Raw genomic sequence first — 25,582 nt, forward strand, 5'->3', positions numbered from 1 at the left:
GTCGGGTATCCCGCCTAGCGTCGCTGACATGCAGCGCACCAAAGCCACCGGAACCGGACCCGGCCACCGCCACATCCGCATCGTCGGCGCCCGCGAGAACAACCTCCGGGCCGTCACCCTGCGCATCCCCAAGGAGCGGCTCACCGTCTTCACCGGGGTGTCGGGGTCGGGCAAGTCCTCCGTCGTCTTCGACACCATCGCCGTGGAGTCGCAGCGGCAGCTGGGCGAGACGTATCCCAGGTTCGTCCGCAACCGGCTGCCCAAGTACGAGAAGCCGCACGCGGACGCGCTGGAGGAGCTGACGCCCGCGATCGTCGTCGACCAGCGACCGATCGGCGGGCACTCCCGGTCCACGGTCGGCACCATGACCGACGTGTACTCGGTGATCCGCGTGCTGTTCTCGCGGCACGGGACACCGAGCGCAGGCGGCGCGACCGCGTACTCGTTCAACGACCCGAGCGGGATGTGCCCGGCGTGCGACGGGCTCGGGCGCGCCGTGCGCCCCGACTACGAGCGCATCCTCGACCCGTCGAAGTCCCTCGCGGGCGGAGCGGTGCTGTTCCCGCCGTTCGCCGCCGGGACCTGGCAGGGGCAGACGTACACCAACACCACTGACCTCGACACCGCCAAGCCCGTGGGCGAATTCACCGCCGCCGAGCGGCAGTTCCTGATGCGCGGGACCGGCACCAAGGTCAACGTGGACAATACGGGCGGCAGCCGGGACATCTCCTACGAAGGGCTCGCCGACCGTTTCGAGCGGCTGTACCTCAACCGCGACCTGTCGACGCTGAGCCGGCGCACCCGCGATCTCGTCGGCCGGTACCTGACCGAGGGCACCTGCCCGGTCTGCGACGGGGCGCGCCTGAACGCCGCCGCGCTCGCCACCCGCGTCGAGGGCCTGAGCATCACCGAGTGCACGCGCATGGAGGTCGGCGAGCTGATCCCGGCGCTGCGCCGCATCAAGGGCGCCGTGGCCGGGCCGATCGCCGAGGCCGCCGTCACCGCCCTGGAGCGCATCGAGGCGATCGGCCTCGGCTATCTCAGCCTGGACCGCGAGACGTCGACGCTGTCCGGTGGCGAGGGGCAGCGCCTGAAGACCGTGCGGCACCTGGGCTCCAGCCTGACCGGGATGACGTACATCTTCGACGAGCCGAGCGTGGGCCTGCACCCGCGCGATGTGGGGCGGCTCAATGATCTGCTGCTGCGCCTGCGCGACAAGGGGAACACGGTCCTCGTCGTGGAACACGACCCCGATGTCATCGCCGTCGCCGATCACGTCGTCGACATGGGCCCGGCGGGCGGCGCCGACGGCGGGCGCGTGGTGTTCGAGGGCACACCGGGCGCGCTGCGGCGCGCGGACACGCTCACCGGCCGCTGCCTGCGCCGCACGGGCGGGGTGAAGGAGCACCCGCGCGCGGCGACCGGGCACGTACGGGTCGAGGGTGCCCGGATCCACAACCTCAAGAACGTCACCGTGGAGGTGCCGACCGGGGTGCTCACGGCCGTCACCGGCGTCGCCGGGTCCGGAAAGAGCTCGCTCGTGTCCGGGGAGTTCCGCGCCGCGCACCCGGAGGCCGTGGTCGTCGACCAGTCGTCCATCGGGATCTCGGGGCGCTCCACCCCGGCGACGTATCTCGGGATCATGGACACCGTACGGAAGGTGTTCGCGCGCGAGACCGGCACGGAGCCGGGGATGTTCAGCTTCAACTCGGTCGGCGCCTGCGAGCGCTGCGAGGGACGCGGCGTGATCTTCAGCGATCTGGCGTTCATGGACCCGGTGACCACGGTGTGCGAGGCCTGCGGCGGGCGGCGCTTCAAGGACGAGGTGCTGGGCCTGACCGTGCGCGGCCGCAGTGTCGCGGACGTGCTCGACATGACGGCCGCGCAGGCCCTCGACCACTTCGCGGACCTCGACGACAAGGGCGTACGCCGCAGGCTGCGCGCCCTGCGCGACGTCGGCCTCACCTATCTCACGCTCGGACAGCCGCTGAGCACCCTGTCGGGCGGCGAGCGCCAGCGCATCAAGCTGGCCACGCAGCTGCACCGGCACGCCGCGACGTACGTCCTGGACGAGCCGACCACCGGCCTGCACATGGCGGACGTCGACGGGCTCGTGGCACTGCTCGACCGGCTCGTCGACGCGGGCAACACGGTGGTCGTCGTCGAGCACAACCTCGATGTGATCCGGCGGGCGGACTGGATCGTCGATCTGGGCCCGGAGGGCGGCCGACACGGCGGCGAAGTGCTTTTCGAGGGAACGCCGGCCCAACTGCTCGGCGCGGAGGGCTCGTTCACGGCCGAGCATCTGCGGCGGGCCGTCGCGGGCGCGGACAGGCCCGGTGAGGGGGACGTGACGGCCGCGTGACAGGGGATTCCGCGGCACTTCCGCGACACGTGTCGCCCTGTGCATGATGTGCGCACCGTCACTCTCGCTCTTCGTCATGGAGTACGTCGTGCCCAGCAAGAAGGCCCTCGTCCGCCGCCCGGGACCGCGCATCGCGGACGGGCTCGTCACCCACATCGAGCGGACCCCCGTCGACGCCGCGAAGGCGCAGGAGCAGTGGAAGGGGTACGTGGGCGCGCTGGAGGCGTGCGGCTGGGAGACGTTCCTGGTGGAGCCGGTCGACCTGTGCCCGGACGCCGTGTTCGTGGAGGACACGGTGGTGGTCTTCAGGAACGTGGCACTGATCACCCGGTCGGGCGCCGAATCGCGGCGCCCGGAGACGCCGGGCGTCGAGGAGGCCGTGGCGCGGCTCGGCTGCTCCGTCAATTGGGTGTGGGAGCCGGGGACCCTCGACGGAGGCGACGTACTGAAGGTCGGTGACACGATCTACGTAGGGCGCGGCGGGCGCACCAACGCGGCGGGGGTGGCGCAATTGCGCGCCGTCTTCGAACCGCTCGGCGCGCGTGTGGTGGCCGTTCCCCTGTCCAAGGTGCTGCACCTGAAGACCGCGGTGACCGCGCTGCCGGACGGGACCGTCATCGGCCATCCGCCGCTGGTGGAGCACGCCTCGCTGTTCCCGCGCTTCCTGCCGGTGCCCGAGGAGTCGGGGGCGCACGTGGTGCTGCTCGGCGAGGACCGGCTGCTCATGGCGGAGAGCGCGCCGAAGTCGGCGGAGCTGCTCGCCGACCTCGGTTACGAGCCGGTTCTGGTCGACATTTCCGAGTTCGAAAAGCTGGAGGGGTGTGTGACCTGCCTCTCAGTTCGCCTGCGAGGCCTGCACACGTAACAGGATCTTTATTGGGCGCTTAACCTACGGCAACGTAACCTACGACACCGTAGGTATCTCCGCTCGTCTTATCTCCGTCCCCCAGGAGCCTCCGTGACCGTCACCTCTCCCCACCTCGGCTCGTCGACGACGTGGACCGACGCCCGCTTGCTCCACGCGCTGGAAGAAGTCGTTGAGCAGGAGCTCAACCGACACCTCAAGGTCGCCAAGGACTGGATGCCGCACGACTACGTGCCGTGGTCCGACGCCCGTAACTTCCCCGAGTTCTTCGAGGACGGCGAGGCCTGGTCCAAGGAGCAGTCCAAGGTTACCGAGGTCGGCCGCACCGCTCTCATCGTGAACCTGCTCACCGAGGACAACCTGCCCAGCTACCACCACGAGATCGCCTCGCTGTTCGGCCGCGACGGCGCGTGGGGCACGTGGGTGCACCGCTGGACGGCGGAGGAGGGGCGGCACGGCATCGTGATGCGCGACTACCTGCTCGCCTCGCGCGCCGTCGACCCCGACAAGCTGGAATCCTTCCGCATGTCGCACATGAGCGAGGGCTTCGAGTCGGACAACCGGCACTCGATGCTGCACTCGGTCGCCTACGTCTCCTTCCAGGAGCTGGCCACCCGCGTCTCGCACCGCAACACGGGCCACCAGTCCGGTGACCCGGTCTGCGACCGCATGCTCGCCCGTATCGCTACGGACGAGAACCTGCACATGGTCTTCTACCGCAACCTGCTGAAGGCCGCCTTCGAGATCGCCCCCGACCTGACGATGCAGGCCGTGCGCGACGTCGTCGTGAACTTCCGGATGCCGGGGCACGGCATCCCCGGCTTCGAGCGGGCCGCCGCGCAGATGGCGATCGGCGAGGTCTACAACATGCGCATCCACCACGACGACGTGATCCAGCCCGTGCTGCGCTTCCTGAAGGTCATGGAAATCGACGGCCTCGGCCCCGAGGGCCTCAAGGCCCAGGAGGAACTCGGCCTGTTCATGAACGGTCTGGACACCGAGGCCGCCAAGTTCGACGAGAAGCTGGCGGCCCGCAAGGCGCGGATGGCGGCGCGGGCGGCCGGCGCCTGACCACGCCCGACCACGCCCCGGAGCGTCAGCTCCGCCTGAGGCGCTGACGCTCCTTCTCCGAGAGGCCGCCCCACACCCCGAACCGCTCGTCGTGGGTGAGGGCGTACTCGAGACAGCTCTGCCGGATCGTGCACAGGCCGCAGATCGTCTTGGCCTCCCGGACGGAGCTTCCCGGCTCGGGGAAGAAGAATTCGGCACCGGTCTGGGCGCACAGCGCCTGGTCCTGCCAGGTGGGGCCGGCAGGCGTAAGGGTCGTGTTCGCGTACATGCCGGCCACTCTGCCGCCACCCGAAAAACGTTCGATCAACGCTCAATCAACGCGCAATCAAGCCCCGCCGGCGCTTGAGGCGCGGGGCCCGGGACAGAGCCCCGCACCCCCACGCCGAGCCGCAGCCACGCACCGACTACCGCTGCTCCGGATCCCCCTTGATCACGGCGAACGCCGCACCGTGGGGATCCGTCAGCTTCGCGATCCGCCCGACGCCGGGGATACTGACCGGCTCGGACCGCACCGCGCCACCCAGCTCCCGCGCGCGGTCCGCCGTCGCGTCCACGTCCGGGACGTGGAAGTACGGCTGCCAGTGCGCGCCCGCCGCGCCCTCCACCGGGTCGGCGGCCAGCGGGACCACGCCGCCGAACATCGCGTTCTCGTCCGTGCCCGGCGGGTTGATCGTCGTGTAGCTGCCGCCGGGGAACTCGACGTCGAACGCGCCCCAGTTGAAGACCGAACCGTAGAACCTCTTCGCGGCGGCCACATCCGGGACGTACAACTCCACCCAGTTCAGCCCGCCGTCGTCCTTGATGTACTCGAGCCCCTTGTTCTTCCCCGGCTGCCAGATGCCGAAGTAGGCGCCCGCGGGGTCGGCGAAGACGGCCATGCGGCCCAGGTCGAAGACGTCCATCGGCTGCAGCGCCGCGGTGCCGCCGGCCTGCTCGACCGCCTTCGCCGTGGCATCCGCGTCCGCGCTCTGGAAGTACACGGACCAGCCGGGCTCGCCCTGCTCCGCGGTGACGGTCATGGCACCGCTCACCGTCCTGCCTTCGAGCTGGAACATTCCGTACCCGCCGGCCTCGGGGCCCGCCGACTGGAAGGTCCAGCCGAAGAGGCCGCCGTAGAAGGAGATCGCGCCCTCCATGTCGGGGGTACTGAGGTCCATCCAGTTCGGCGCGCCGTCCACGAACTCGGTAGTGATCATGGGTCTTGCCCTCCTCGTCGAGGGATTCTTTTCCGGACTGCCGAGTCTTGCACCGGGCACTGACAACCGCCCTCGCACCACGCTGACCTGGGCTGGTTCAGACCAAAGGAACCGAACACTCCGCCTTCAACAGTTGAACCCAAACAAAACGTGGGAGCGCTCCCTGTGCGAAGTCTTGACGCCTCCGTCCCCTCTCGCCACAGTAGTGCTCCCCCACACACCCCCCACATTCAGGGAGCGCGCATCGTGATCTCGCGCAGAATATTTCTCGCCAGTGCCGGAGCGGGTATCGCCACGACGGCCGCAGCACTCACCCTTCCCTCATGGACCGCGGGCGCCGCACCGGCCACCTGTGAACTGGCCCTGGAGAACAAGTCGTTGAGCGGCACGGTGCACGCGTACGTCACCGGCCACGAGGACGGGAGCGGCAACTGGGTGCTGCTGCGCGCCGACGGCAGCGTCTACCACCCCGAGGAGCCGGGCGCCCCGCAGACCCCGCTGCCCGTCGACTGCGCCATCCCGCTCGGCGCCGCGGGATCGGCCCCCAAGGTCGTGACGCTGCCTCAGATGTACGGCGCCCGCGTCTACTTCGTCCGCGACGACAAGCTCGAGTTCTTCCTGAACCCCGGCCCCTCGCTCGTCGAGCCGGCGTTCGCCACGAAGGAGGACGCGAACTACGGCAAGACCTGGGCGTTTGCCGAATTCACCTTCAACTCCGAGCAGCTGTACTCCAACATCAGCTACGTCGACCTGATCACGGCCCTGCCCATCGGGATCAAGTTGGAGGGCGACGCCACGCACACCGTCGCTCCGTTCCCCGACGGCGCCGTCGACAAGATCGCCTCGGATCTCGCGGCGCAGGCCGCCAAGGACGGGCAGCCCTGGGACAAGCTCGCCATCAAGGGCGAGGACGGCAAGGTGCTGCGCGTGATCTCCCCGCAGAACCTCATGGCGCCGTACTTCGACAAGCCGGACGAGATGCCGTTCCGCGACCTGTGGGGCTCCTACGTCGACAAGGTGTGGGAGAAGTACGCCTCGACCGACCTGAAGATCGACCTGCAAGGCGGGCGCGGCGTCTTCACCGGCCGCGTCAGCGGCGACACCCTCACCTTCAACGGCGGACACACGTTCTCCAAGCCCGCCTCGAAGGACATCTTCACCTGCAACCACGGGCCCTTCGCCAACAACCCGGACGACTCCGACGACAAGAAGGGCATCTTGTCCCGCCTCGCCGCCGGGTTCAACCGCAGCGTCATGCTCACGCACGCCGAGCAGCCCAACGGCCTGACGTCCGCGGACTACTACCAGGACGCCACGACCAACCACTGGTCGCGCATCGTCCACGCCAACTCGCCCATCGGCTACGCCTTCCCGTACGACGACGTACAGGCCGAAGGGCAGCCGGACGTGTCCGGCGCGGCACACGACGGCAATCCGCGCCGGTTCACGGTGAGCGTGGGTTCGTAATGGTGAGCGCGGGTTCGTAACTCCCCTTACGAGACCCGCCACTTGGTGGCGTCCTCGCGGATCAGGTCGGCCGCCCGTTCCGCGAGGGCGACCGTCGGCGCGTGCGTGTGGCCGCGGGTGATGCGCGGCATGACGGAGGCGTCGACGACGCGCAGGCCCTCGGTGCCGCGCACGCGCAGGCGGGGGTCGGTGACCGAGCCCTCGTCGGAGCCCATCCGGCAGGTGCCGACCGGGTGGTACAGGGTCTCGGCGGTCGCGCGCACCGAGCGGGTGAGCGTCTCGTCGTCGACGACGCCTGGGTAGCCGCCCATCGGTTCGGTGTGGTGCGCGGCGAGGACGCTCTGGGCGAGCAGTTCCTCGGCGCGGCGGACGCCGGCGACGAGCGTGCGCACATCCTCGTCGTGAGCCAGGTAGTCCGGGTCGATGCGCGGCTTCCCGTCGGGTCCGCCCGGGGTGATCCGGCCCTCGCTCTTGGGCTGGAGCAGGATCACGCCGAGGGTCAGGCCGTGCTCGGTCGGCTCCTCCAGGCCATGGTTCACGAACGGCACCGGCGCGTAGATCAACTCGATGTCAGGGGCGGCGAGTTCGGGCTTGGTGGACAGGAAGGCGACTGCCTCGCCGACGTTCGAGGTGAGCGGTCCGCGCCCGCCGAGCAGGAACCGGGCGATGTTGGCGGGCGAGTCGGCGCCGGTGAGCGAGATGGGCTTCGCGGCGCGGACGTTCAGCGCGTACATCAGGTGGTCCTGCAAGTGCCGGCCGACGTCGGGCGAGGCGACGAACGTGTCGATGCCCGCCTCCGCGAGGGTCTCCGGGTCGCCGATGCCCGCCTGTTGCAGCAGCTGCGGCGAGTTGACGGCGCCCGCGGAGAGGATGACCTCGCGGCTGGCACGCAGGGTGCCCGCGGGTATCCCGGAGGCGACGACGCCGGCGGCGCGGGTGCCGTCGAAGTCGATGCGGGTGACGCGGGCGCCCGTGTAGACGTCGAGGTTGGGGCGGCGCGCGGCGGGCTTGAGGTAGCCGTCGGCGGCGCTCCAGCGGCGACCTCGGTACTGGTTGAGGGGCGTGAGGGCGAAGCCGGAGTGGTCGGCCTGGTTCAACTCGTCGAGTTCGCGCAGGCCTTGGGCGCGGCAGGCGTCGAGGAACGCGGCCGTGGTCGGGTTCGGGTGGCGCGGCGGCGAGATGTGCAGCGGTCCCGCCGTGCCGTATACGGAGTCCTCCCGCGAGGCACCCTGCCACCGCTCGGCGCGCTGGAAGTAGCGCACGAACTCGTCGTACGACCACGGGGATCCGGCGGCCTCGCCCCAGGCGTCGTAGTCGGCACGGTGGCCGCGCACCCACATCATGGCGTTGATGGCGGAGGAGCCGCCGAGCGTGTGGCCGCGCGGCCAGTACAACTCCCGGTCGTCCAGGGCGATTTGCTTCGACGTCAAGTAGTCCCAGTCGTACGACGTCTTGAACAGCTTCGGGAACGCGGCCGGGATCCTGATCTCGGTCTTGCGGTCGGGCGGCCCGGACTCGACGAGGGCGACCTTGACGGAAGGGTCCTCGGAGAGCCGCGCGGCCAGCACGCAGCCGGCGGATCCGGCCCCGACGATGACGTAGTCGTACGTACGGTCCTTGCTCAACGCGGCTCCCTCGACGGTCAGTGCCTGTGCAGGTGGCACCGATGCTCTACTCCCCGGTAAGCGCTGTCCAGAGCCGGTTGTGCGGGATGAGCGAGGATCGCGTCACGGGGCGGTCACGTTCCGCGGCCACGCACGCGCCGCGCCTCCGCCCCGCTCCGTCGCGGCCGGCTCAGTGGTGCGGCACGTCGTACGGCGGGATCGTCCCGTCCGCCTTCTTCACCAGGAACAGGCCCGCCATCCCCATGTCCGAGTGACTCTGGACATGGCAGTGGTACATCCACGCCCCGGCCCCGACGCCCTCGCCCGCGACGATCTGGAACCCGAAGGAGTCGGCGGGGCCGCAGATCTTGTTGTCGAGTACCTGAGTCGGGTCGTCGGGGCCCGTGAGCATGCCTGTGCGGTTGTCCGCCCAGCGATGACCGTGCATGTGGAACGTGTGGTAGTACTCGCCGTGAGTGATCATCACGATCTCGACGCGATCACCCACCGTCGCCTCGAAGTTGGGCGCTTCGTGGGCCGCCTTGTTGTTGATCGTCATGTCGTTGAAGACGATCGTGAACGTCTTGCCGGGGTCGGGCAGGATGTCGCCTTTGCGGCGCACGATCACCGGACCGTACAGGCCCTTCCTGATCCCGCCCGTGCCGTGATCCGTGCCCACGACATGGTCGTGGTAGTGCCAGTAGCCCGCGGTCCCGGCCCGCCAGGTGCCGTCCTTCCTGCGGCCCGGGGCGTGCGTGCGCCAGGTGTAGGTGCGGGTGCCGCCGGGTTCGACGTGGCTGCGGTTCATTCGCGTGCCGTCGCTGGAGATCTCGTAGTCCATGCCGTGCACGTGCAGACTCGCGTCGACGTCCGTGAGGTTGTGGAACTCGATGTGCGCCGTGTCGCCCTCGTTGAGTTCGATCAGTGGGCCGGGGACGGACGCCTTGCCCCTCTCCAAGCCGTAGCCGAGCGAGCCGTCCGCGAGCTCCTCCGCATACATCGTGAAGCGTCTGACCTCGCCGCCCGCGGGCGCGGTGCGCGGCGGGGTGTCCGCCCCGGCAGCCGGTCCCGCCGACGCTCCGATGGACAACGATGTCACCCCAGCCGTCGCGGCCACGGCGCCGCCGATCAGCATGCGCCGGCTCACAGCACGCCTGTCCTTTTCACTCGCCCGCGTCGACGCTTCGCAAGGTCTGTCGTGCTCGGTCACGGCCAACTCCCCACCCTCGTAAGGATTTTCACGTCGCGCAGGGCACGGTAACCACATGATCTTCGTTTATCCACACTCAGGACAAAGTTTGCGTCATACCGGTCATAGCTCTTGGCGGACCGCGAAAAGAGGTCTAGCTTCCACCGCGCTGTTGCTGTGTCCGACGAGGGGTAGGTGAACACATGCGTCACTCGACGCATCAAAAGCCGTTGCCCGTACGAGAGTTCAGAGCGAGCCGGAGCAGACGCACCCGCGTCCTTGCGACCGGTGTCGTCGCGGGAGCCGTGGCCGCCGGGCTGCTGAGCGGTCCCGCCGCGAGCGCGCGGCCGGCACCGGAGCCGTCCGCGACAACGATGTCCATCAAGTCGCCGCCTGGCGGCGCGAATGTGCGGGTCCTGGTGTTCTACGGGTCCGCGGCCGACGGCGACGAGTCGCCCACGGTCAACGCGGGCATCGAGGCGATCGAGAAGATCGGCCGGTCGGGGCCCGAGGCCCAGCGGTTCACGATCACGGCGACGGACGACGCCTCCGTGTTCACGAACGCCACCAAGCTGGGCAGGTTCAATTCGGTCGTCTTCCTGACCGGCGGGGGCGACGTCCTCGACCCCGATCAGGAGGCCGGGGTCGAGGCGTACATGGAGGCGGGCGGCGGTTTCGTCGGCGTCCATGACGCGGCCCGCGCCGAGCCGTACTCGGACTGGTTCACCGGTCTGATCGGGGCCCGGCCCGCAGCGTCGTCGCCAACTGCCGCGCAGCGCGCGACAGTTGAGGTCGGCGACCGCCAGAACCCGGCGACGAAGGACCTGCCGGTGCAGTGGAAGCGCGCCGACAAGTGGCTGAACTGGGCGGCGAACCCGTCCGGAGACGTGCACACGGTCGCGCGGGTCAACGAGACCACGTACAAGCCGGGCGAGGGCGCCAACGGCGCCGACCACCCGGTGAGTTGGTGCCGCGACTACGACGGAGGGCGGTCCTTCTACACCGGCATGGGCGGCACCGTCGCCTCGTACGACGAGACGGACTTCCGCGACCATCTGCGCGGGGCGCTGCTGTGGACGACGCGCATCGTGCGCGCCGACTGCAAGGCCGCCATCGACGCCAACTACAAGGCGGAGCGGCTGACCCAGGCCAATCAGCCCGGCCAGAACGACCAGATCGGCGAGCCGCACGGGCTCGTCACCGCTCCCGACGGGCGCGTGCTCTACATCGGGCGCGGCGGCGCGGACTCGTCCCAGCCGGTCATCACCGACTGGAACAACCCCGACGTCGGCAAGGGCAAGGGCCAGATCCACGTCTACGACCCGAAGACCAAGAAGGCGACTCTCGCAGGAGAGTTGAGCATCTTCGGCAACAAGGGCGGCGGGGACGAGCTGGTCAAGGTCGAGGAGGGGCTGCTCGGCATCGAGCTGGACCCGAAGTTCGAGCAGAACGGGTACGTGTACCTGCACTACACGCCGCACTCGGGCCTCGACCGCGACAAGCAGATGGCCGAACGCCAGGTCTCCCGCTTCACGCTCGACCTGGCCACGAACAAGCTGGATCTGAGCAGCGAGAAGGTGCTGCTCAAGTGGCCGGTACAGGTGCACAGTTGCTGCCACGCCGGTGGCGGGATGGCCTGGGACTCCAAGGGGAACCTGTACATCGCGACCGGTGACAACAACTCCTCGCAGTTCAGCGACGGTTACTCGGGCAACAACCCTGAGCCGAACTACAAGGGCGTCTCGTTCGCCGACGCGCGCCGCACCGCAGGCAACACGAACAACCTGAACGGCAAGATCCTGCGCATCCACCCGGAGACCGACGGGACGTACACCCTGCCGGAGGGAAACCTCTTCACCGGCAAGGAGACGGCCGAGGGCGGCGGGAAGACACGCGGCGAGATCTATGTGATGGGCGTGCGCAACCCGGCGCGCATCTCGATCGACAAGAAGACAGACACCCTGTACGCGGGGTGGGTCGGACCCGACTCGGGCGAGCCGTCCACGACATGGGGCCCGGCCAAGTACGACCAGTTCGCCGTCATCACCAAGCCGAGCAACCGCGGCTGGCCGTACTGCATGGGCAACAAGCAGCCCTACCGCGACCGCAACCTGCCGGACCCGACGAAGCCGCTGGGCTGGTACGACTGCGACCACCCGAAGAACGAGTCCCCGAACAACAACGGCCTCGTCAACCTGCCGCCGGTGACCGGGAACAACATCTGGTACTCGCCGCAGGGCGGGGCGCCGGACTTCCCGCGCGACGCCAACGGCGTGCCCTCGTACAAGAACGAGGAGGCCACGTACCTGCTTCCGTGGCTCAAGGGCGGCGGCCAGGCCGCGATGGACGGGCCCGTCTACCGCTACGACGCGTCGATCCCGAACGCGGACAAGTGGCCGAGCTACTGGGACGGCAAGTGGTTCGTCGGTGACTTCTACGACTCCGACCAGCCGCGCAACGCGGTCCTCACCGACCCGAAGACGCACGGCGACGGATCGATTCCGGTCCACTCGGAGTCGTTGAAGAAGATCATTCCGATCGGCAACGACGGCATCAAGAACCTCATGGACTGGAAGTTCGGTCCCGACGGTGCGCTGTACGTCCTCGACTATGGGCGCGGCTTCTTCACCTCCGACGCCAAGTCTGCGCTGTGGAAGGTCACTTACACCGGCGGCGAGGCGACCCCGGCGGCCGCCTCGCTGGCCAGGAAGGGCTGATCACATGCGATCCACGCGACTGATGCGCCCCGTACGCTCCTTGCGCTCCTTGCGCAGACACAGATTCCTGACCGTGCTGCTCGCCGCGATGCTGATGTGTCTCGGCCTCGGCACACTGCCCGCCGCGACCGCGGCCCCCGCGCCCGAGGCGGCCGACCAGGTGCTGACCTGGACGGCCGGCGACGACATCACGAAGTACACGTCGGCGCCTGAGACGGCGGTCGCCGGCAAGGCGACGATCGTCTTCGAGAACAGCACGGCGACCGGCAACACCACGGGGATGCCGCACACGTTGACATTCGACGTGTCGGACCCCGAGTACAACAACGACGTGCCGCTGAACATCCTGGCCAACCCGAACGACGACATGGGCGGCAAGCACACGGCCGAGGTCACCCTCTCCCCCGGCACGTACCGCTATCACTGCACGATCCCCGGGCACACCAGCATGACGGGGGTCCTGACGGTGACGGACGGGGGTGGCGGTGACGACACGACCGCTCCGGAGACCTCGGCGAAGGCCGAGGGGCAGACCAACGCCGACGGCGCGTTCGTCGGGTCCGCGTCCGTCTCGGTCACCGCGACCGACGCGGGTTCGGGCGTCGACAAGGTCGAGTACGCGCTCGACGGCGGCGCCTACACGCCGTACACGGCGCCGGTCGTCGTCGACCAGGTCGGCGCGCACACCGTGAAGTACAAGGCGACCGACAAGGCGGGCAACGCCGCCGCCGAGAAGTCGCTCGACTTCACGGTGGTCGCGCCGCCGACGGACGACAAGACGCCGCCGGAGACCTCGGCGACGGTGACCGGCGACAAGGACGACGCCGGTGGTTACGTCGGCATGGCCACGGTGACGGTCTCCGCGTCGGACACCGGATCCGGGGTCAACACCATCGAGTACGCGGTCGGCGCCGACGGCGCCTGGCAGCCGTACACCGCCCCGGTCATGTTCCACGACCCGGACACGTACACGGTGCGCTACCGGGCCGCGGACAAGGCGGGCAACGCAGCCGCCGAGAAATCCGTCGACTTCACAGTCGTGGCACCGCCCGTGAAGGACACGACGCCTCCGACGGTGTCGCTGGCGGTCGGCGGGGACAAGAACTCCGACGGCGCGTACATCAACAACGCGAAGCTGACGGTGACGGCGACCGACGACATGTCGGGCGTCGACAAGGTCGAGTACTCGCTCGACGGCGGGCCCTATCTCGCGTACACCGCCCCCGTGGTGGTGGACCGGGTCGGCGCGCACTCCGTGGCGTACCGGGCGAGCGACAAGGCGGGCAACGCCGCCGCGGCGCAGACGTTCGTGTTCGCGGTGGCCTCGGGCGGCGGCGTTCCGGCGCCCAACTGCCCGGAGCTGGACGAGCGTTCCACCGTCTTCATCGGCACGACGGACACCGGCATCCCGAACCGGGTCACCAACAACCGGTGCCGCGTCGGCGAGTTGATCGAGGACGAGAAGGAGTGGACGTCGCACGCGCTGTTCGTGAAGCACGTGAAGACGGTCACCGACAAGCTCCTCAAGGAAGGCGTCGTCGACCAGCGCGAGTACAACAAGATCAACAAGGCGGCGCGGCAGTCCCCGATCGGCACGCCGGGCCAGACCGACGGCTACAAGAAGATCCTGGACGGCACGCAGGAGCAGTTCGCCAAGTGGGAGCAGGTCGGCGGCGGCAAGTTCGCGCTGAACGCCGACGGTTCGATCACCAGCAGCACATCCGTCGACGGCATGGGCATGCTGTGGTTCCCGCAGCGCAAGTACGGCGACTTCTCGCTGAAACTCCAGTGGCGTGACGACGCGCCGGGCACGGGCAACGCCAACGGCGGCGCCTTCGTCCGCTTCCCGTGGGTGCACGACAACCCCGAGGAGCCGAACCCGGAGTGGGTCGCCATCAAGTACGGGCACGAGATCCAGATGCTCGACAAGCCCGATGGCGACATGTACAAGACCGGTTCGATCTACGGCTTCGACCGGGTCGGCCTCGCGGGCGCGGGCGTCACCCAGAAGGGCACCTGGAACGACTACGAGATCAAGGTGGTGGACCAGCACTACTCGGTCTACCGCAACGGTGTGCTGATCAATGAGTTCGACAACACCGGTGGCCAGGTCTTCGAACCCCCGCGGGGCGACGACCCGGGCACGGACGGCCGTCGGTACTCCGAGGGCTACGTCGGGCTCCAGGTGCACAGCACCACGGACGTCATCTCGTACCGGGACGTGCGCGTGAAGGAGCTCTGAGCCTGCCTGTATTTCAGTGGGTCGAGCCAGGTCCGGCCTCGTGCCGGGCCCGGCTCGGCTGCACCCGCTTGGGCTCGCCCGGCATCTTCGGGTACTCGGGCGGGTACGGTAGGTCGCCCAGGCCCCGGTCCTTCTCGTCGCGCCCGGCCAGCTCCAGGAGGGCGTCGAGGGAGAACCTCTCCTTGTCCATGTCGGCGTGTACGTCGCCGAGTTCGGCGTACCGCTTCGGCATGGTGACGATGTCGAAGTCGCGGGGCAGCGCGTCGCCCACCTCGTCCCAGGTGAGCGGGGCCGAGACGGGCGCGTGCGGGCGGGCGCGCACCGAGTACGCGGAGGCGATGGTGCGGTCGCGGGCGGTCTGGTTGTAGTCGACGAAGATGCGCTCGCCGCGCTCCTCCTTCCACCACGCCGTGGTGACGAACTCCGGCATCCTGCGCTCCAGTTCGCGGCCGCAGGCGATCGCGGCGCGGCGCACCTCGGTGAACGTCCAGCGCGGTTCGATGGGGACGAAGACGTGCAGTCCACGACCGCCGGAGGTCTTGGGCCAGCCGCTCAGGCCACCGAAGTCATGCAGGACAGCGCGGAGTTCGCGTGCCGCGTGCACCGCGTCCGCGTAGTCGGTGCCGGGCTGCGGGTCGAGGTCGATACGCAGTTCGTCGGGGTGGTCGGGGTCGGCGCGCCGCACCGGCCAGGGGTGGAAGGTGAGGGTGCCGTACTGGGCGGCCCAGATCACCGCGGCGACCTCCGTCGGGCACATCTCGTCGGCGGTGCGACCCGAGGGGAAGGTGATCGTGGCGGTGGGGATCCAGTCGGGCAGGTTCTTCGGCGCGCGCTTCTGGTAGAAGGACTCGCCGGTCACACCCTCGGGGTAGCGCTCAAGGGTGGTGGGCCGGTCGCGCAGGGCGCGCAGGATGCCGTCGCCGACCGCGAGGAAGTAGTTCGCGAGGTCGAGCTTGGTGTAGGTCACCTTCCCGCCGTCGGGGAAGAACACCTTGTCGGGGCTGGACAGCCGCACCGTCCGACCGCCCGCTTCCAGTTCCACTGCCGCACCCTTGCCGCCCATGCGCTCACGCTAGGCCGAAAGGAAGAAACACGCATACCGGGCGATAGAGCGATGTAGAGGCCAGAATCGGGACATGGATCTTCCCGTGATGCCACCGGTCAAGCCGATGCTCGCCAAGTCCGCCGCCAGGATCCCCGCCGGGATGCACTACGAGGCGAAGTGGGACGGCTTCCGGGCGATCGTGTTCAGGGACGGTCCCGAGATCGAGCTCACGAGTCGTACCACCAAGTCGCTGACCAGGTACTTTCCCGAGCTGGTCGCGGCGCTCGCCGAGCGGCTCCCGGAGCGCTGCGTGCTCGACGGGGAGATCGTGATCGCGCGGAACGGACGGCTCGACTTCGACGCGCTCACCGAGCGGATCCACCCGGCGGCCTCGCGGGTGAAGACGCTGTCCGAGCGCACGCCCGCCTCTTTCGTGGCCTTCGACGTCCTGGCGCTCGGCTCCGAGTCCACGGTCGAGCTGCCGCTGTCCGACCGCAGACCGCTCCTGGAACAGGCCCTCGCGGACGCCTCGGCCCCGCTGCACCTGGCGCCGGCGACCACCGACGCGGAGCTCGCCCAGGTCTGGTTCGAGCAGTACGAAGGCGCGGGCCTCGACGGCGTCGTCGCCAAGCCGCTCACCCTGCGCTACCGACAGGACGAACGCGTCATGCTCAAGATCAAGCACGAGCGGACCGCGGACTGCGTGGTCGCCGGCTACCGCCTCCACAAGAGCGGCCCGGTCGTCGGCTCCCTGCTCCTCGGCCTGTACGACGACGAGGGCACTCTGCAGCACGTCGGGGTGTGCGCGGCCTTCACGATGAAGCGCCGTACGGAGCTGGTGGCCGAGCTGGAACCGTTGCGCATGGAGCTGCCCGCCGAGGGTCACCCGTGGGCGGCGTGGACCGACGAGGCGGCGCACGAGGGCCGGCGGATGCCGGGTGCGACCAGCCGCTGGACCGGCAAGAAGGACCTCTCCTGGATCCCGCTGCACCCCGAACTGGTGGCCGAGGTGGCGTACGAGCACATGGAGAACGGCGCCCGTTTCCGCCACACGGCCCGCTTCCGCCGCTGGCGGCCGGACCGCACACCGGAGACCTGTACGTACGCGCAGCTGGAGGAGCCGGTGAAGTTCGACCTGGCGGATGTGCTGCGCTGAGCACGGGGTGAACCGGGCGTGCCCGTGGGTATCCAAGGGGCGTGGACGAGATGCGCAGGCGTGCGGTCGTGGTGGGGGCTCTCGGTGTGTTCGCCTCGGCGTGCACGGCGAATCGGCTGCCCGGGGGCGGGAGTTCGGCGTCGGCGCGGGCGCCGCTGCTCGCCGTGAAGGTCGACAACGTGGGGGCGGCGCGACCACAGACCGGGCTCGACGAGGCGGACCTCGTGTACGTGGAACAGGTCGAGGCCGGGCTGAGCCGGCTGATGGCGGTGTTCGGCTCGCGGCTGCCCGCTGTGGTCGGACCGGTGCGCAGCGCCCGCGAGACCGACCTCGAACTGCTTCGCCAGTTCGACCGGCCGACGCTCGCGTACTCCGGGGCGCAGAGCGCGCTGCGGCCCTCCATCGACGCGGCGCCGCTGCGGGCGGCGGCGCCGGGCGAGGCGGGTGGCGCGTACTACCGGGGGGCGGACAGGCCGGCGCCGCACAACCTGTACCTGCGGCCTGCGAAGCTGGGCAATCCCGCGGCCGGGGTGCACGCCGGGAAGGCGGCCGGGTTCGAGTTCGCCGAGCGGGCGCCGAAGGGTGGGCGCGGCGAGGCGGAGCACACGGTGCGCTTTCCTGCCGCGCGCTTCACCTTCAACTGGTCGGCCGGGGAGGGTCGTTGGCTCGTGAGCATGGACGGACGCGCGGCGACGACCGCCTCCGGCATACGGCTCGGCGCGCCGACGGTCGTCGTGCAGTACGTCGACGTGGCGTCGTCCCGCTTCCACGATCGGTCGGGCAATACGTCGCCGCGGTCGCGCACGGTGGGGGATGGGCGGGCCGTGGTGCTGCGGGACGGTCGCGCGTACGACGCGCGCTGGCGCCGTCCGTCCGCCGCCGTCGGCACGACGTTCACGACGTCGGACGCCACCACCGCCCTACCGTTCGCACCGGGCCCGGTATGGCTGGTGCTGGCCCCCCGCTAACCCGCCCACGGGGCTCCGCCCCGGACCCCGCGCCTCAAACGCCGGCGGGGCTGGAAAGATCGGGGCTCTGCCCCGGACCCCGCTGCTCAATCGCCGCAGGGGCTTGATTGTGCGGGCCTGTGTGCATTGGCCGGCGGCGGGATCTGGTTTTCAAACCCCTGCGGCGATTGAGCAGGCCTTTAGCCCCGCCGGCGATTGAGGCGCATTCAAGCCCCGCCGACGGGTGAGCCAATTCAAGCCCCTGCGGCGATTGAGCAGCGGGGTCCGGGGCGGAGCCCCGTGGGCGCAACGTCGGCGGGGGGTTCACGCCTCCGCCGGAACCGCCTCACCCGCATGCCGGAGGCCCTCCGTCGCGTCGCACACCCGCTGGATCACGTCGAAGAACACCCCCCGCTCCTCCGCATCGAGCGGCGCCAGGAAGATCTGGTTCATGCGGGCCGTCCGCACGGCCAGCTTCTTGTGCGTGCGCAGCCCCCCGGGCGTGAGCCGCAGCAGCCAGCGCCGCCCGTCCTGCGGGTCACGCACCTTGTCGACCAGCTCCCGCCGGGTCAGCCGCGTGACCACCTCGGCGATGGTGGAGCGGTCGAGCCCCACCCGCTCCCCCACGGTGCGCTGATCCAGGCCCGGCTCGGCCACCAACGCGTTGAGGACCGCGAACTGCGGCGACGTGATCTCCTCGGAGACCATCGTGTTCCACAGCAGATAGTGCGCCTGCTGGAGCCGCCGGGCGAGATGCCCGGGATGGGTGGTCAGATCCACCGCGGCCATGGCGGTCCTCCGTCTGCAATCGTTGCGCCGCTGAAAACGGCCGTGCACTGAGCAAGGATCCGGCACCCCGCATCCCCTTGTCGAGTCCATACACGCATTTCCCGGGGAACTCTTGACGGTTCACACACCCAGTGGCAACGTGAGCGCCATCCAGAAAATGCTCAGTGCGCTGAGCACTTCATGAGCACTTCGCGGAGATGAGGGCTGGCAGGGATGGACAAGGTTGTCGCCACGGCCGCCCAGGCCGTCGCCGACGTCGGGGACGGTTCGTCCCTCGCGGTCGGCGGGTTCGGCTTGAGCGGCGTACCGAACACGTTGATCAAGGCGCTGCACGAGCAGGGCACCGGGAACCTGTCGGTGGTGTCGAACAACTGCGGCGCCCTGGACTCCGGCCTCGCCGTCCTGCTGAGCGCCGGGCGGATCGTCCGCGTCACGGGCTCGTACATCGGCGGGAACAAGGAGTTCGCCCGGCAGTACCTGGGCGGCGAGATCGAGGTCGAGATGATCCCGCAGGGCACGCTCGCCGAGCGGCTGCGCTCCGGCGGCGCCGGCATCCCCGCGTTCTACACCCCGGCCGGCGTCGGCACCCAGGTCGCCGACGGCGGCCTGCCCTGGCGCTACGACGGCAACGGCGGGGTCGCCAAGGCCTCACCGCCCAAGGAGGTCCGCGAGTTCGACGGCGTCGAGTACGTCCTGGAGCGCGGCATCCGCACCGACTTCGCGCTCGTGCGGGCCGCGAAGGGCGACCGGCACGGCAACCTGGTCTTCAACAAGTCCACGCAGAACTTCAACCCCCTTGCCGCACAGGCCGGAAAGATCACGATCGCCGAGGTGGAGGAGCTGGTGGAGCCGGGCGAGACCGAGCCGGACCAGGTCCACCTGCCGGGCATCTTCGTGCAGCGCGTCATCGCACTCACCCCCGAGCAGGCCGCCGACAAGGGAATCGAGCGGCGCACGATTTCCGCGCCTCCGGCACGAGGGACGGTGAGCAACTAGCCATGGCATGGACCCGTGAAGAAATGGCCGCCCGCGCCGCCCGCGAACTGCGCGACGGCCAGTACGTGAACCTCGGCATCGGCCTGCCGACCCTGATCCCCAACTACCTCGGCGGCGACGTCGAGGTGATCCTGGAGTCCGAGAACGGGATCCTGGGCACCGGCCCGTACCCGAGCGACGACGCCGTCGACCCGGACCTGATCAACGCGGGCAAGGAGACGGTCACCGTCCTGCCCGGCGCCTCGTTCTTCGATTCCGCGCTCTCCTTCGGGATGATCCGCGGCGGCCACATCGACGTCGCCGTGCTCGGCGCCATGCAGGTCTCCGCGAACGGCGACCTCGCCAACTGGGCCGTCCCCGGCAAGATGATCACCGGTATCGGCGGCGCCATGGACCTCGTACACGGCGCCCGTACCGTCCTGGTCACCATGACGCACACCGCGAAGGACGGCTCCCCGAAGATCGTCCAGGAGTGCTCGCTGCCACTCACCGGCAAGGGCTGCGTCGACCGGATCATCACGGACCTCGCCGTGCTCGACGTGACCGAAAGCGGCCTGGAACTCGTCGAGTTGGCGCCCGGCGTGAGCGCCGGGGAAGTCGTCGAGAAGACCGCCGCGAAGGTACGCGTCCCGGAGGCAGCCAAGTGAGCCGGAACGTCAAGGACGTCTACATCGTCGGCGTCGCCACGCTCTGCATCGGAGTGGGCCAGGGCTCCGCCCTCGTCCTGGAACGTTAGAGACCTCAGGAAGGTCAGGAAGGTCCCGCCCCCATGGCTCTCACCCAGCACGACATCGACGCGGAGATCGCGGCCAAGCGCGAGGCCTATTACAAGGGCCTCGCCGAGGGCGCACCCATCGAACACCACCCGCGGCGCGACTACGCCCCGTACCGCTCCTCCGCCCTCCGGCACCCCAAGCAGCCGCCGATCAACATCGACGTCTCCAAGGACCCGGAGCTGATCGAGCTCACCGCACCCGCCTTCGGCGAGCGCGACATCACGAAGATCGACAACGATCTGACGATCCAGCACCCCGGCAAGCCGATCGGCGAGCGCATCACCGTGGAGGGCCGCCTGGTCGACCGCGACGGGAGGCCACTGCGTGGTCAGTTGATCGAACTGTGGCAGGCGAACTCGGCCGGCCGCTACGCGCACAAGATCGAGGTGCACGACGCGCCGCTCGACCCGAACTTCACGGGCGTCGGCCGGGCGCTGACGGACGACGACGGCTGGTACAAGTTCACGACCATCCAGCCGGGCCCGTACCCGTGGGCCCAGCACACCAACGCCTGGCGCCCCGCGCACATCCACTTCTCCGTCTTCGGCTCGGCGTTCACCCAGCGCCTGGTGACGCAGATGTACTTCCCGAACGACCCGCTGTTCCCGTACGACCCGATCCTCCAGTCGGTGACCGACGACGCGGCGCGGCAGCGGCTGATCGCCACGTACGTGCACGAGAAGTCGGTTCCGGAGTTCTCGATGGGCTACCAGTGGGACATCGTCCTCGACGGCCCGCACGCCACCTGGATGGAAGAGGGACGCTGACCAGCCATGACGAAGATCGACATCAACTACCCCGAGTCCGTCCTTCCCACGCCCTCGCACACGGTCGGCCCCTGGTACGGCTACGCGCTGCCCTTCGAGGGCGGCGGTGACATCGCGCCGGTCGGCCACCCGGACACGGTCGCCGTGCACGGGTACGTGTACGACGGCAACGGCACCCCCGTCCCCGACGCGTTCGTCGAGATCTGGGGCGCCGACCCCGAGGGCAACGCCTCCACCGTCGACGGCTCGATGCGCCGCCAGCCGTTCACCGGCGGGTACCTGGGCCGCAACGGCGTGGAGTTCACCGGCTGGGGCCGCATCGAGACCGACGCGAACGGGCACTGGGCGGTGCGCACGCTGCGCCCGGGGGCGCGCGGCGGGTCGGCGCCGTACCTCGCCGTGGTGATCTTCTCCCGCGGCCTGCTCAACCACCTCTACACGCGGATCTACTTCGCCGATTCCTCCGAAGAGGTACTGGCCGGGGACCCCGTGCTGGCGCAGGTCGACGCCGCGCGCCGTGACACGCTGGTCGCGCGGCGGCAGGCGGATGGCACGTACCGTTTCGACATCCGCCTTCAGGGCGAGGGCGAGACGGTCTTCCTGGAGTTCATGTGACGTTGTTCGACCCCGGCAGCGAGGGTGCGCCCACCGAGCGCACCACCTCCGAAGAGGCTTTTCTGCAGGCTCTGTTGGACGCGGAGGCGGGCCTGACGCGGGCCCAGTGCTCGCTCGGCCTCGCGCCCTCCGGTGCCGGCGAGGCCGTCACCGCGGCCGCCGTCGCCGAGCGGTTCGACGTGCGGGACCTCGCGCGCCGCGCGCGCGGGGGCGGCAATCCGGTGATCCCGCTGGTCGCGGATCTCACGTCCTCGGTGCCCGCCGAACACTCCCCCTACGTGCATCGGGGTGCGACGAGCCAGGACATCCTGGACTCGGCGTTGATGCTGGTCGCCGCGCGGACGCTGGATGTGCTGCTTGACGAACTCGCAGACGCAGAGGGCGTGTTGGCGGGTCTGGCGCGGGAGCACCGGGACACGGTGATGCCCGGCCGTACGCTCACGCAGCATGCCGTGCCGACGACGTTCGGCCTCAAGGCGGCGGGGTGGCGCTCGCTGGTGCTCGATGCGCGGGATCGCGTGCGGGGTGTGCGGGTGGCGCTGCCGGTTCAACTGGGTGGTGCGGCGGGTACGTTGGCGGCGTTCGGGGCGTACGGGGCCGGGGACCCGGTCGCCTTGGTCGCGGCGTACGCGCGTGAACTCGGCCTGGTTGAGGCGGATTTGCCGTGGCACGTGCTGCGGACGCCGGTGGCGGATCTGGCGGGGGTGCTGGCCTTCACGGCGGGTGCGCTCGGCAAGATCGCGGCAGATGTGCTGGTGCTTTCCCGTACGGAGATCGGTGAACTGGCCGAGGGCACGGGCGGGGGGTCCTCCGCGATGCCGCACAAGGCCAACCCGGTCCGCTCCACGCTCGTCGCCGCGGCGGCCCGGCGGGTTCCCGCGCTCGCCGCGACGCTGTACGCCTCGATGTCGGCGGAGGACGAGCGTCCCGCGGGGGCGTGGCACGCCGAATGGACCACGGTGCGTGAGTTGTTGCGCGTGGTGGGTGGGGCGGCGCGGGATGTCTCGGAGCTGGTATCCGGGCTTGTGGTCCGCGTGGACGTCATGCACGCGCATCTGGCGGCGACTGGTGGGGCGATCGTGTCGGAGCGGTTGTCGGTGGAGCTGGGCGGGGTGCTCGGGCGGGGGGCGGCGAAGGAGCTCTTGGCGTCCGCCTCGCGGCGGGCCCGGTCGGAGGGCCGCTCTCTGGCCGACGTCCTGGCGACGGAGTCGTCCCTCAAGGAGACCGGTGTGAACGTGTCCGAGCTGACGGATCCGTCGCGGTACGTCGGGGCGGCGGGGATGCTGGTGGATCGGGCGCTCGCGCGTCAATGACATTGCCCCACCCCGCCCCTTCCCGAAATCCCTGCGGGCGCGCGCGGCGGAGGCGGAGTTGCGGCCACGGGGCTCCGCCCCGGACCCCGCTGCTCAATCGCCGCAGGGGCTTGATTTGGCACGCCGCACCGCACCACCTCTGCCGAGATCCCGCAACCACGGGTGGGCCGCACCCGACGACAACCACACCCCCGCCTCCCCAGGGGCGCGGGGAACTGCGCGCCCAGCCACGGGTGAGCTTCACCCGACAACGACCAGACCCCCGCCTCCCCAGGGGCGCGGGGAACTGCGCGCCCAGCCACGGGTAACCCGTAGCCGACAACGACCACAGCCCCGCCACCCTCAGGGGCGCGGGGAACCGCGCGCCCAACCACCGGTAGGCCGCGCCCGACGACGACCGTGACACCGCCAGCCCAAGTCGAACCCCGACCCACCGGGAGCACACTCATGCGTACGAACCTGAACCACCACGCCGCGGGATCGCCCACCGCTCCCCCGCTGATCCTCGGGCCCTCCCTCGGGACGAGCCTCGCCCTGTGGGACCGTGTCGCACCCGAACTGTCCACCGCCCACCGCGTCGTACGGTGGGACCTCCCCGGCCACGGCGGATCGGACGCCGGCCTGATCAAGCCCGGCGCCACCGTCGGCGACCTGGCCGACCTCGTCCTCGCGCTCGCCGACAACCTCGGCATCGACCGCTTCGCCTACGCGGGCGTCTCCCTCGGCGGCGCCGTCGGCCTGCACCTCGCCGTGCACCACCCGGAACGCCTCACCAGCCTCACGGTCATCTGCTCCTCCGCCCACTTCGGCGGCGCCAAGAACTGGGAGGAGCGGGCCGCCCTCGTCCGCGCGGAGGGCACGGCGGGCGTGGCCGAGACCGCGCCCTCCCGCTGGTTCACCCCCGGCTTCCGCGTGGAACGCCTCGTGCAGGACAACCGGGACGCCGACCCCGCGGCCTACGCCGCCTGCTGCGACGCCCTCGCCGCGTTCGACCTGAGGGACCGGCTCCCCGAGATCACCGTGCCCACCCTCCTGATCGCCGGCCGCGAGGATCCCGCCACACCCCCCGCCCACCTGCGCGAGATCGCCGACGCCGTACCGAACTCCGAGCTGGTCGAGCTGTCGGGCGCCTCCCATCTCGCCCCCGCCGAGCGGCCGGAAGCCGTCCTCGGGGCGCTGCGCACCCACCTCGGGCAGGCCGCGAAGCGCGGCATGGAGGTGCGCCGCGAGGTGCTCGGGGACGCACACGTCGACCGGGCACAGGCAAAGCAGACGCCGTTCACGGCCCGCTTCCAGGACTTCATCTCGCGCTACGCGTGGGGCGAGATCTGGACCGACCCGACCCTCGGCCGCCGCGAGCGCAGCATGATCACGATGACCGCGCTTGTCGCCCACGGCCACCTCGACGAGTTCGCCATGCACGTCCGCGCGGCCCTGCGCAACGGCCTCACCCCGGACGAGATCGGCGCGGTGGTGCAGCAGTGCGCCGTGTACGTGGGCGTGCCCGCCGCCAACTCCGCGTTCGGCGTCGCCCAGCGCGTACTCGCCGAGGAGGGCCTGGCGTAGCCCCCTCCTGACCCACCCGACAGGCCTACGTCCAGGGGGGCCACGCACAACCCACCGCCCGGCCCCTAGCCTGGACGCATGGCCACACTCCTGATCACCGGTGCCACCTCCGGCCTCGGCCGGTACCTCGCCTTCGAGCTCGTGCGCGGCGGGCACGTCGTGCTGGCCCACGGCCGCGACGAGAAACGTACGGACGCCGTCGTCGAGGAGCTGCGGGCCACCGGCGGCCGCGCCGAGGGGTTCGTCGCCGACCTCGCCTCCCTGGCGCAGGTCCGCGACCTCGGCGCCCGCGTCGCCGCCGCCCACCCGGAGCTCGACGTGCTCGTCAACAACGCAGGCGTCGGCACCGGGCCCCCCGGCTCGGGCCGCGAGCTGAGCGCCGACGGGCACGAGCTGCGGTTCGCCGTCGACCTGCTCGCCCCGGTCGCCCTCACCCGCGCCCTGCTACCCACCCTCCGGGCCAACTCGCCTTCCCGCGTGGTGAATTGCGGCTCCCTCGGCCAGTCCCCGCTGAACTTCGACGACCTCGATTTGGGCACCGACTACAGCGGCACCGAGGCGTACTGCCGCGCCAAGTTCGCCCTCGCCGCCCACACCTTCGCCCTCGCCCGCGACCTTTCCGGCACGGGTACGCACGTCAACGTCATCCACCCGGCGACGTACATGGACACGGCGATGGTCCGGGAGGCCGGGGTCGGCCCGCTGAACACCGTCGAGGACGGCGCGGCCGGTGTACTGGCCCTGGCCGTGGGCGAGTTGGGCGGCGAGGCCACCGCCGGGTTCTTCGACGGCGAGCAGCCGACGCTCGCGCACGCGGACACGTACGACCGCGAGGTCCAGGACCGCCTCGACGCCGAACTCGACCAGATCCTCGGCCCGTTCGGGCTGTAGACCAC

The 25,582-nt window shown here is 70.1% G+C and carries 21 protein-coding genes; 15 read left to right on the top strand and 6 right to left on the bottom strand.

Annotated elements, in window-relative coordinates:
• The first annotated feature begins 28 nt into the window (after positions 1-28).
• The 3 genes from ACWD2L_RS19305 (at position 29) to ACWD2L_RS19315 (ending at position 4,301) form a co-directional block, all read left to right on the top strand.
• Complete coding sequence (locus ACWD2L_RS19305; RefSeq protein ID WP_351340535.1) at positions 29-2,365, top strand: excinuclease ABC subunit UvrA; 2,337 nt, start codon at positions 29-31, stop codon at positions 2,363-2,365.
• Between the two features lie 88 nt (positions 2,366-2,453).
• The gene (gene ddaH / locus ACWD2L_RS19310) at positions 2,454-3,230 is read left to right on the top strand and encodes a dimethylargininase (RefSeq protein WP_351340538.1); all 777 of its coding nucleotides are present in this window, start codon (positions 2,454-2,456) and stop codon (positions 3,228-3,230) included.
• Between the two features lie 93 nt (positions 3,231-3,323).
• Entirely contained in the window at positions 3,324-4,301 is a 978-nt protein-coding gene (locus ACWD2L_RS19315; RefSeq protein ID WP_351340540.1) for an acyl-ACP desaturase, read from the top strand.
• Between the two features lie 25 nt (positions 4,302-4,326).
• Here ACWD2L_RS19315 and ACWD2L_RS19320 read toward each other — a convergent pair whose 3' ends face one another.
• The gene (locus ACWD2L_RS19320; protein WP_351340543.1) at positions 4,327-4,569 is read right to left on the bottom strand and encodes a WhiB family transcriptional regulator; all 243 of its coding nucleotides are present in this window, start codon (positions 4,567-4,569) and stop codon (positions 4,327-4,329) included.
• A 136-nt stretch (positions 4,570-4,705) separates the two neighbouring features.
• Positions 4,706-5,497 (bottom strand): VOC family protein, encoded by a 792-nt coding sequence (locus ACWD2L_RS19325; protein WP_351340546.1) that lies wholly within the window; start codon positions 5,495-5,497, stop codon positions 4,706-4,708.
• A gap of 246 nt (positions 5,498-5,743) precedes the next feature.
• Here ACWD2L_RS19325 and ACWD2L_RS19330 point away from each other — a divergent pair, with 246 nt between their 5' ends.
• Positions 5,744-6,964 (top strand): glycoside hydrolase family 64 protein, encoded by a 1,221-nt coding sequence (locus tag ACWD2L_RS19330; protein WP_351340547.1) that lies wholly within the window; start codon positions 5,744-5,746, stop codon positions 6,962-6,964.
• Positions 6,965-6,990: 26 nt separating this feature from the next.
• Here the strand turns inward: ACWD2L_RS19330 and ACWD2L_RS19335 are convergent, their stop codons facing one another.
• Both ACWD2L_RS19335 and ACWD2L_RS19340 read right to left on the bottom strand, forming a co-directional pair.
• Positions 6,991-8,589 carry a GMC family oxidoreductase gene (locus ACWD2L_RS19335; RefSeq protein ID WP_451190352.1) on the bottom strand — a complete coding sequence of 533 codons (1,599 nt, stop codon included), beginning with the start codon at positions 8,587-8,589 and terminating at the stop codon, positions 6,991-6,993.
• 169 nt (positions 8,590-8,758) lie between these two features.
• Complete coding sequence (locus ACWD2L_RS19340) at positions 8,759-9,703, bottom strand: multicopper oxidase domain-containing protein (protein WP_351340574.1); 945 nt, start codon at positions 9,701-9,703, stop codon at positions 8,759-8,761.
• Positions 9,704-9,960: 257 nt separating this feature from the next.
• Between ACWD2L_RS19340 and ACWD2L_RS19345 the strand changes: the two genes are divergently transcribed.
• Both ACWD2L_RS19345 and ACWD2L_RS19350 read left to right on the top strand, forming a co-directional pair.
• A complete protein-coding gene (locus tag ACWD2L_RS19345) occupies positions 9,961-12,474 on the top strand; it encodes a ThuA domain-containing protein (RefSeq protein ID WP_351340553.1) in 2,514 nt (837 codons plus the stop codon).
• Between the two features lie 22 nt (positions 12,475-12,496).
• Positions 12,497-14,716, top strand: a complete 2,220-nt coding sequence (locus ACWD2L_RS19350; protein ID WP_351340575.1) for an OmpL47-type beta-barrel domain-containing protein — start codon at positions 12,497-12,499, stop codon at positions 14,714-14,716.
• A gap of 13 nt (positions 14,717-14,729) precedes the next feature.
• On the opposite strand, the gene ligD is transcribed toward ACWD2L_RS19350, so the two are convergent.
• Complete coding sequence (gene ligD, locus ACWD2L_RS19355) at positions 14,730-15,779, bottom strand: non-homologous end-joining DNA ligase (protein WP_351340556.1); 1,050 nt, start codon at positions 15,777-15,779, stop codon at positions 14,730-14,732.
• 73 nt (positions 15,780-15,852) lie between these two features.
• Here ligD and ACWD2L_RS19360 point away from each other — a divergent pair, with 73 nt between their 5' ends.
• Together ACWD2L_RS19360 and ACWD2L_RS19365 are read left to right on the top strand one after the other, a co-directional pair.
• Positions 15,853-16,917: an ATP-dependent DNA ligase gene (locus ACWD2L_RS19360; RefSeq protein WP_351340558.1), complete on the top strand. Its 1,065-nt coding sequence runs from the start codon at positions 15,853-15,855 to the stop codon at positions 16,915-16,917.
• A gap of 50 nt (positions 16,918-16,967) precedes the next feature.
• Complete coding sequence (locus tag ACWD2L_RS19365) at positions 16,968-17,885, top strand: DUF3048 domain-containing protein (RefSeq protein ID WP_351340578.1); 918 nt, start codon at positions 16,968-16,970, stop codon at positions 17,883-17,885.
• A 303-nt stretch (positions 17,886-18,188) separates the two neighbouring features.
• Here ACWD2L_RS19365 and ACWD2L_RS19370 read toward each other — a convergent pair whose 3' ends face one another.
• Positions 18,189-18,653 (bottom strand): MarR family winged helix-turn-helix transcriptional regulator, encoded by a 465-nt coding sequence (locus ACWD2L_RS19370; protein ID WP_351343965.1) that lies wholly within the window; start codon positions 18,651-18,653, stop codon positions 18,189-18,191.
• Positions 18,654-18,866: 213 nt separating this feature from the next.
• Here ACWD2L_RS19370 and ACWD2L_RS19375 point away from each other — a divergent pair, with 213 nt between their 5' ends.
• From ACWD2L_RS19375 to ACWD2L_RS19405, 7 genes are all read left to right on the top strand, one after another.
• Positions 18,867-19,649: a CoA transferase subunit A gene (locus ACWD2L_RS19375; RefSeq protein ID WP_351343968.1), complete on the top strand. Its 783-nt coding sequence runs from the start codon at positions 18,867-18,869 to the stop codon at positions 19,647-19,649.
• Between the two features lie 2 nt (positions 19,650-19,651).
• Positions 19,652-20,296 (top strand): CoA transferase subunit B, encoded by a 645-nt coding sequence (locus tag ACWD2L_RS19380; RefSeq protein WP_351343971.1) that lies wholly within the window; start codon positions 19,652-19,654, stop codon positions 20,294-20,296.
• A gap of 122 nt (positions 20,297-20,418) precedes the next feature.
• Positions 20,419-21,192 carry a protocatechuate 3,4-dioxygenase subunit beta gene (gene pcaH, locus ACWD2L_RS19385; protein ID WP_351343974.1) on the top strand — a complete coding sequence of 258 codons (774 nt, stop codon included), beginning with the start codon at positions 20,419-20,421 and terminating at the stop codon, positions 21,190-21,192.
• Positions 21,193-21,198: 6 nt separating this feature from the next.
• Positions 21,199-21,807, top strand: a complete 609-nt coding sequence (pcaG, locus tag ACWD2L_RS19390; RefSeq protein WP_351343977.1) for a protocatechuate 3,4-dioxygenase subunit alpha — start codon at positions 21,199-21,201, stop codon at positions 21,805-21,807.
• Positions 21,804-23,120, top strand: coding sequence for a 3-carboxy-cis,cis-muconate cycloisomerase (gene pcaB, locus ACWD2L_RS19395; protein ID WP_351343980.1), 1,317 nt, complete (start codon positions 21,804-21,806; stop codon positions 23,118-23,120). Before pcaG ends, pcaB begins: the two co-directional genes overlap by 4 nt.
• Positions 23,121-23,567: 447 nt before the next feature.
• Positions 23,568-24,686, top strand: coding sequence for a bifunctional 3-oxoadipate enol-lactonase/4-carboxymuconolactone decarboxylase PcaDC (gene pcaDC, locus ACWD2L_RS19400; protein ID WP_351343983.1), 1,119 nt, complete (start codon positions 23,568-23,570; stop codon positions 24,684-24,686).
• A gap of 78 nt (positions 24,687-24,764) precedes the next feature.
• Positions 24,765-25,577 (top strand): SDR family NAD(P)-dependent oxidoreductase, encoded by an 813-nt coding sequence (locus tag ACWD2L_RS19405; protein WP_351343986.1) that lies wholly within the window; start codon positions 24,765-24,767, stop codon positions 25,575-25,577.
• Positions 25,578-25,582: the final 5 nt, after the last annotated feature.

The sequence above is a fragment of the Streptomyces sp. NPDC002754 genome, from assembly GCF_053592315.1.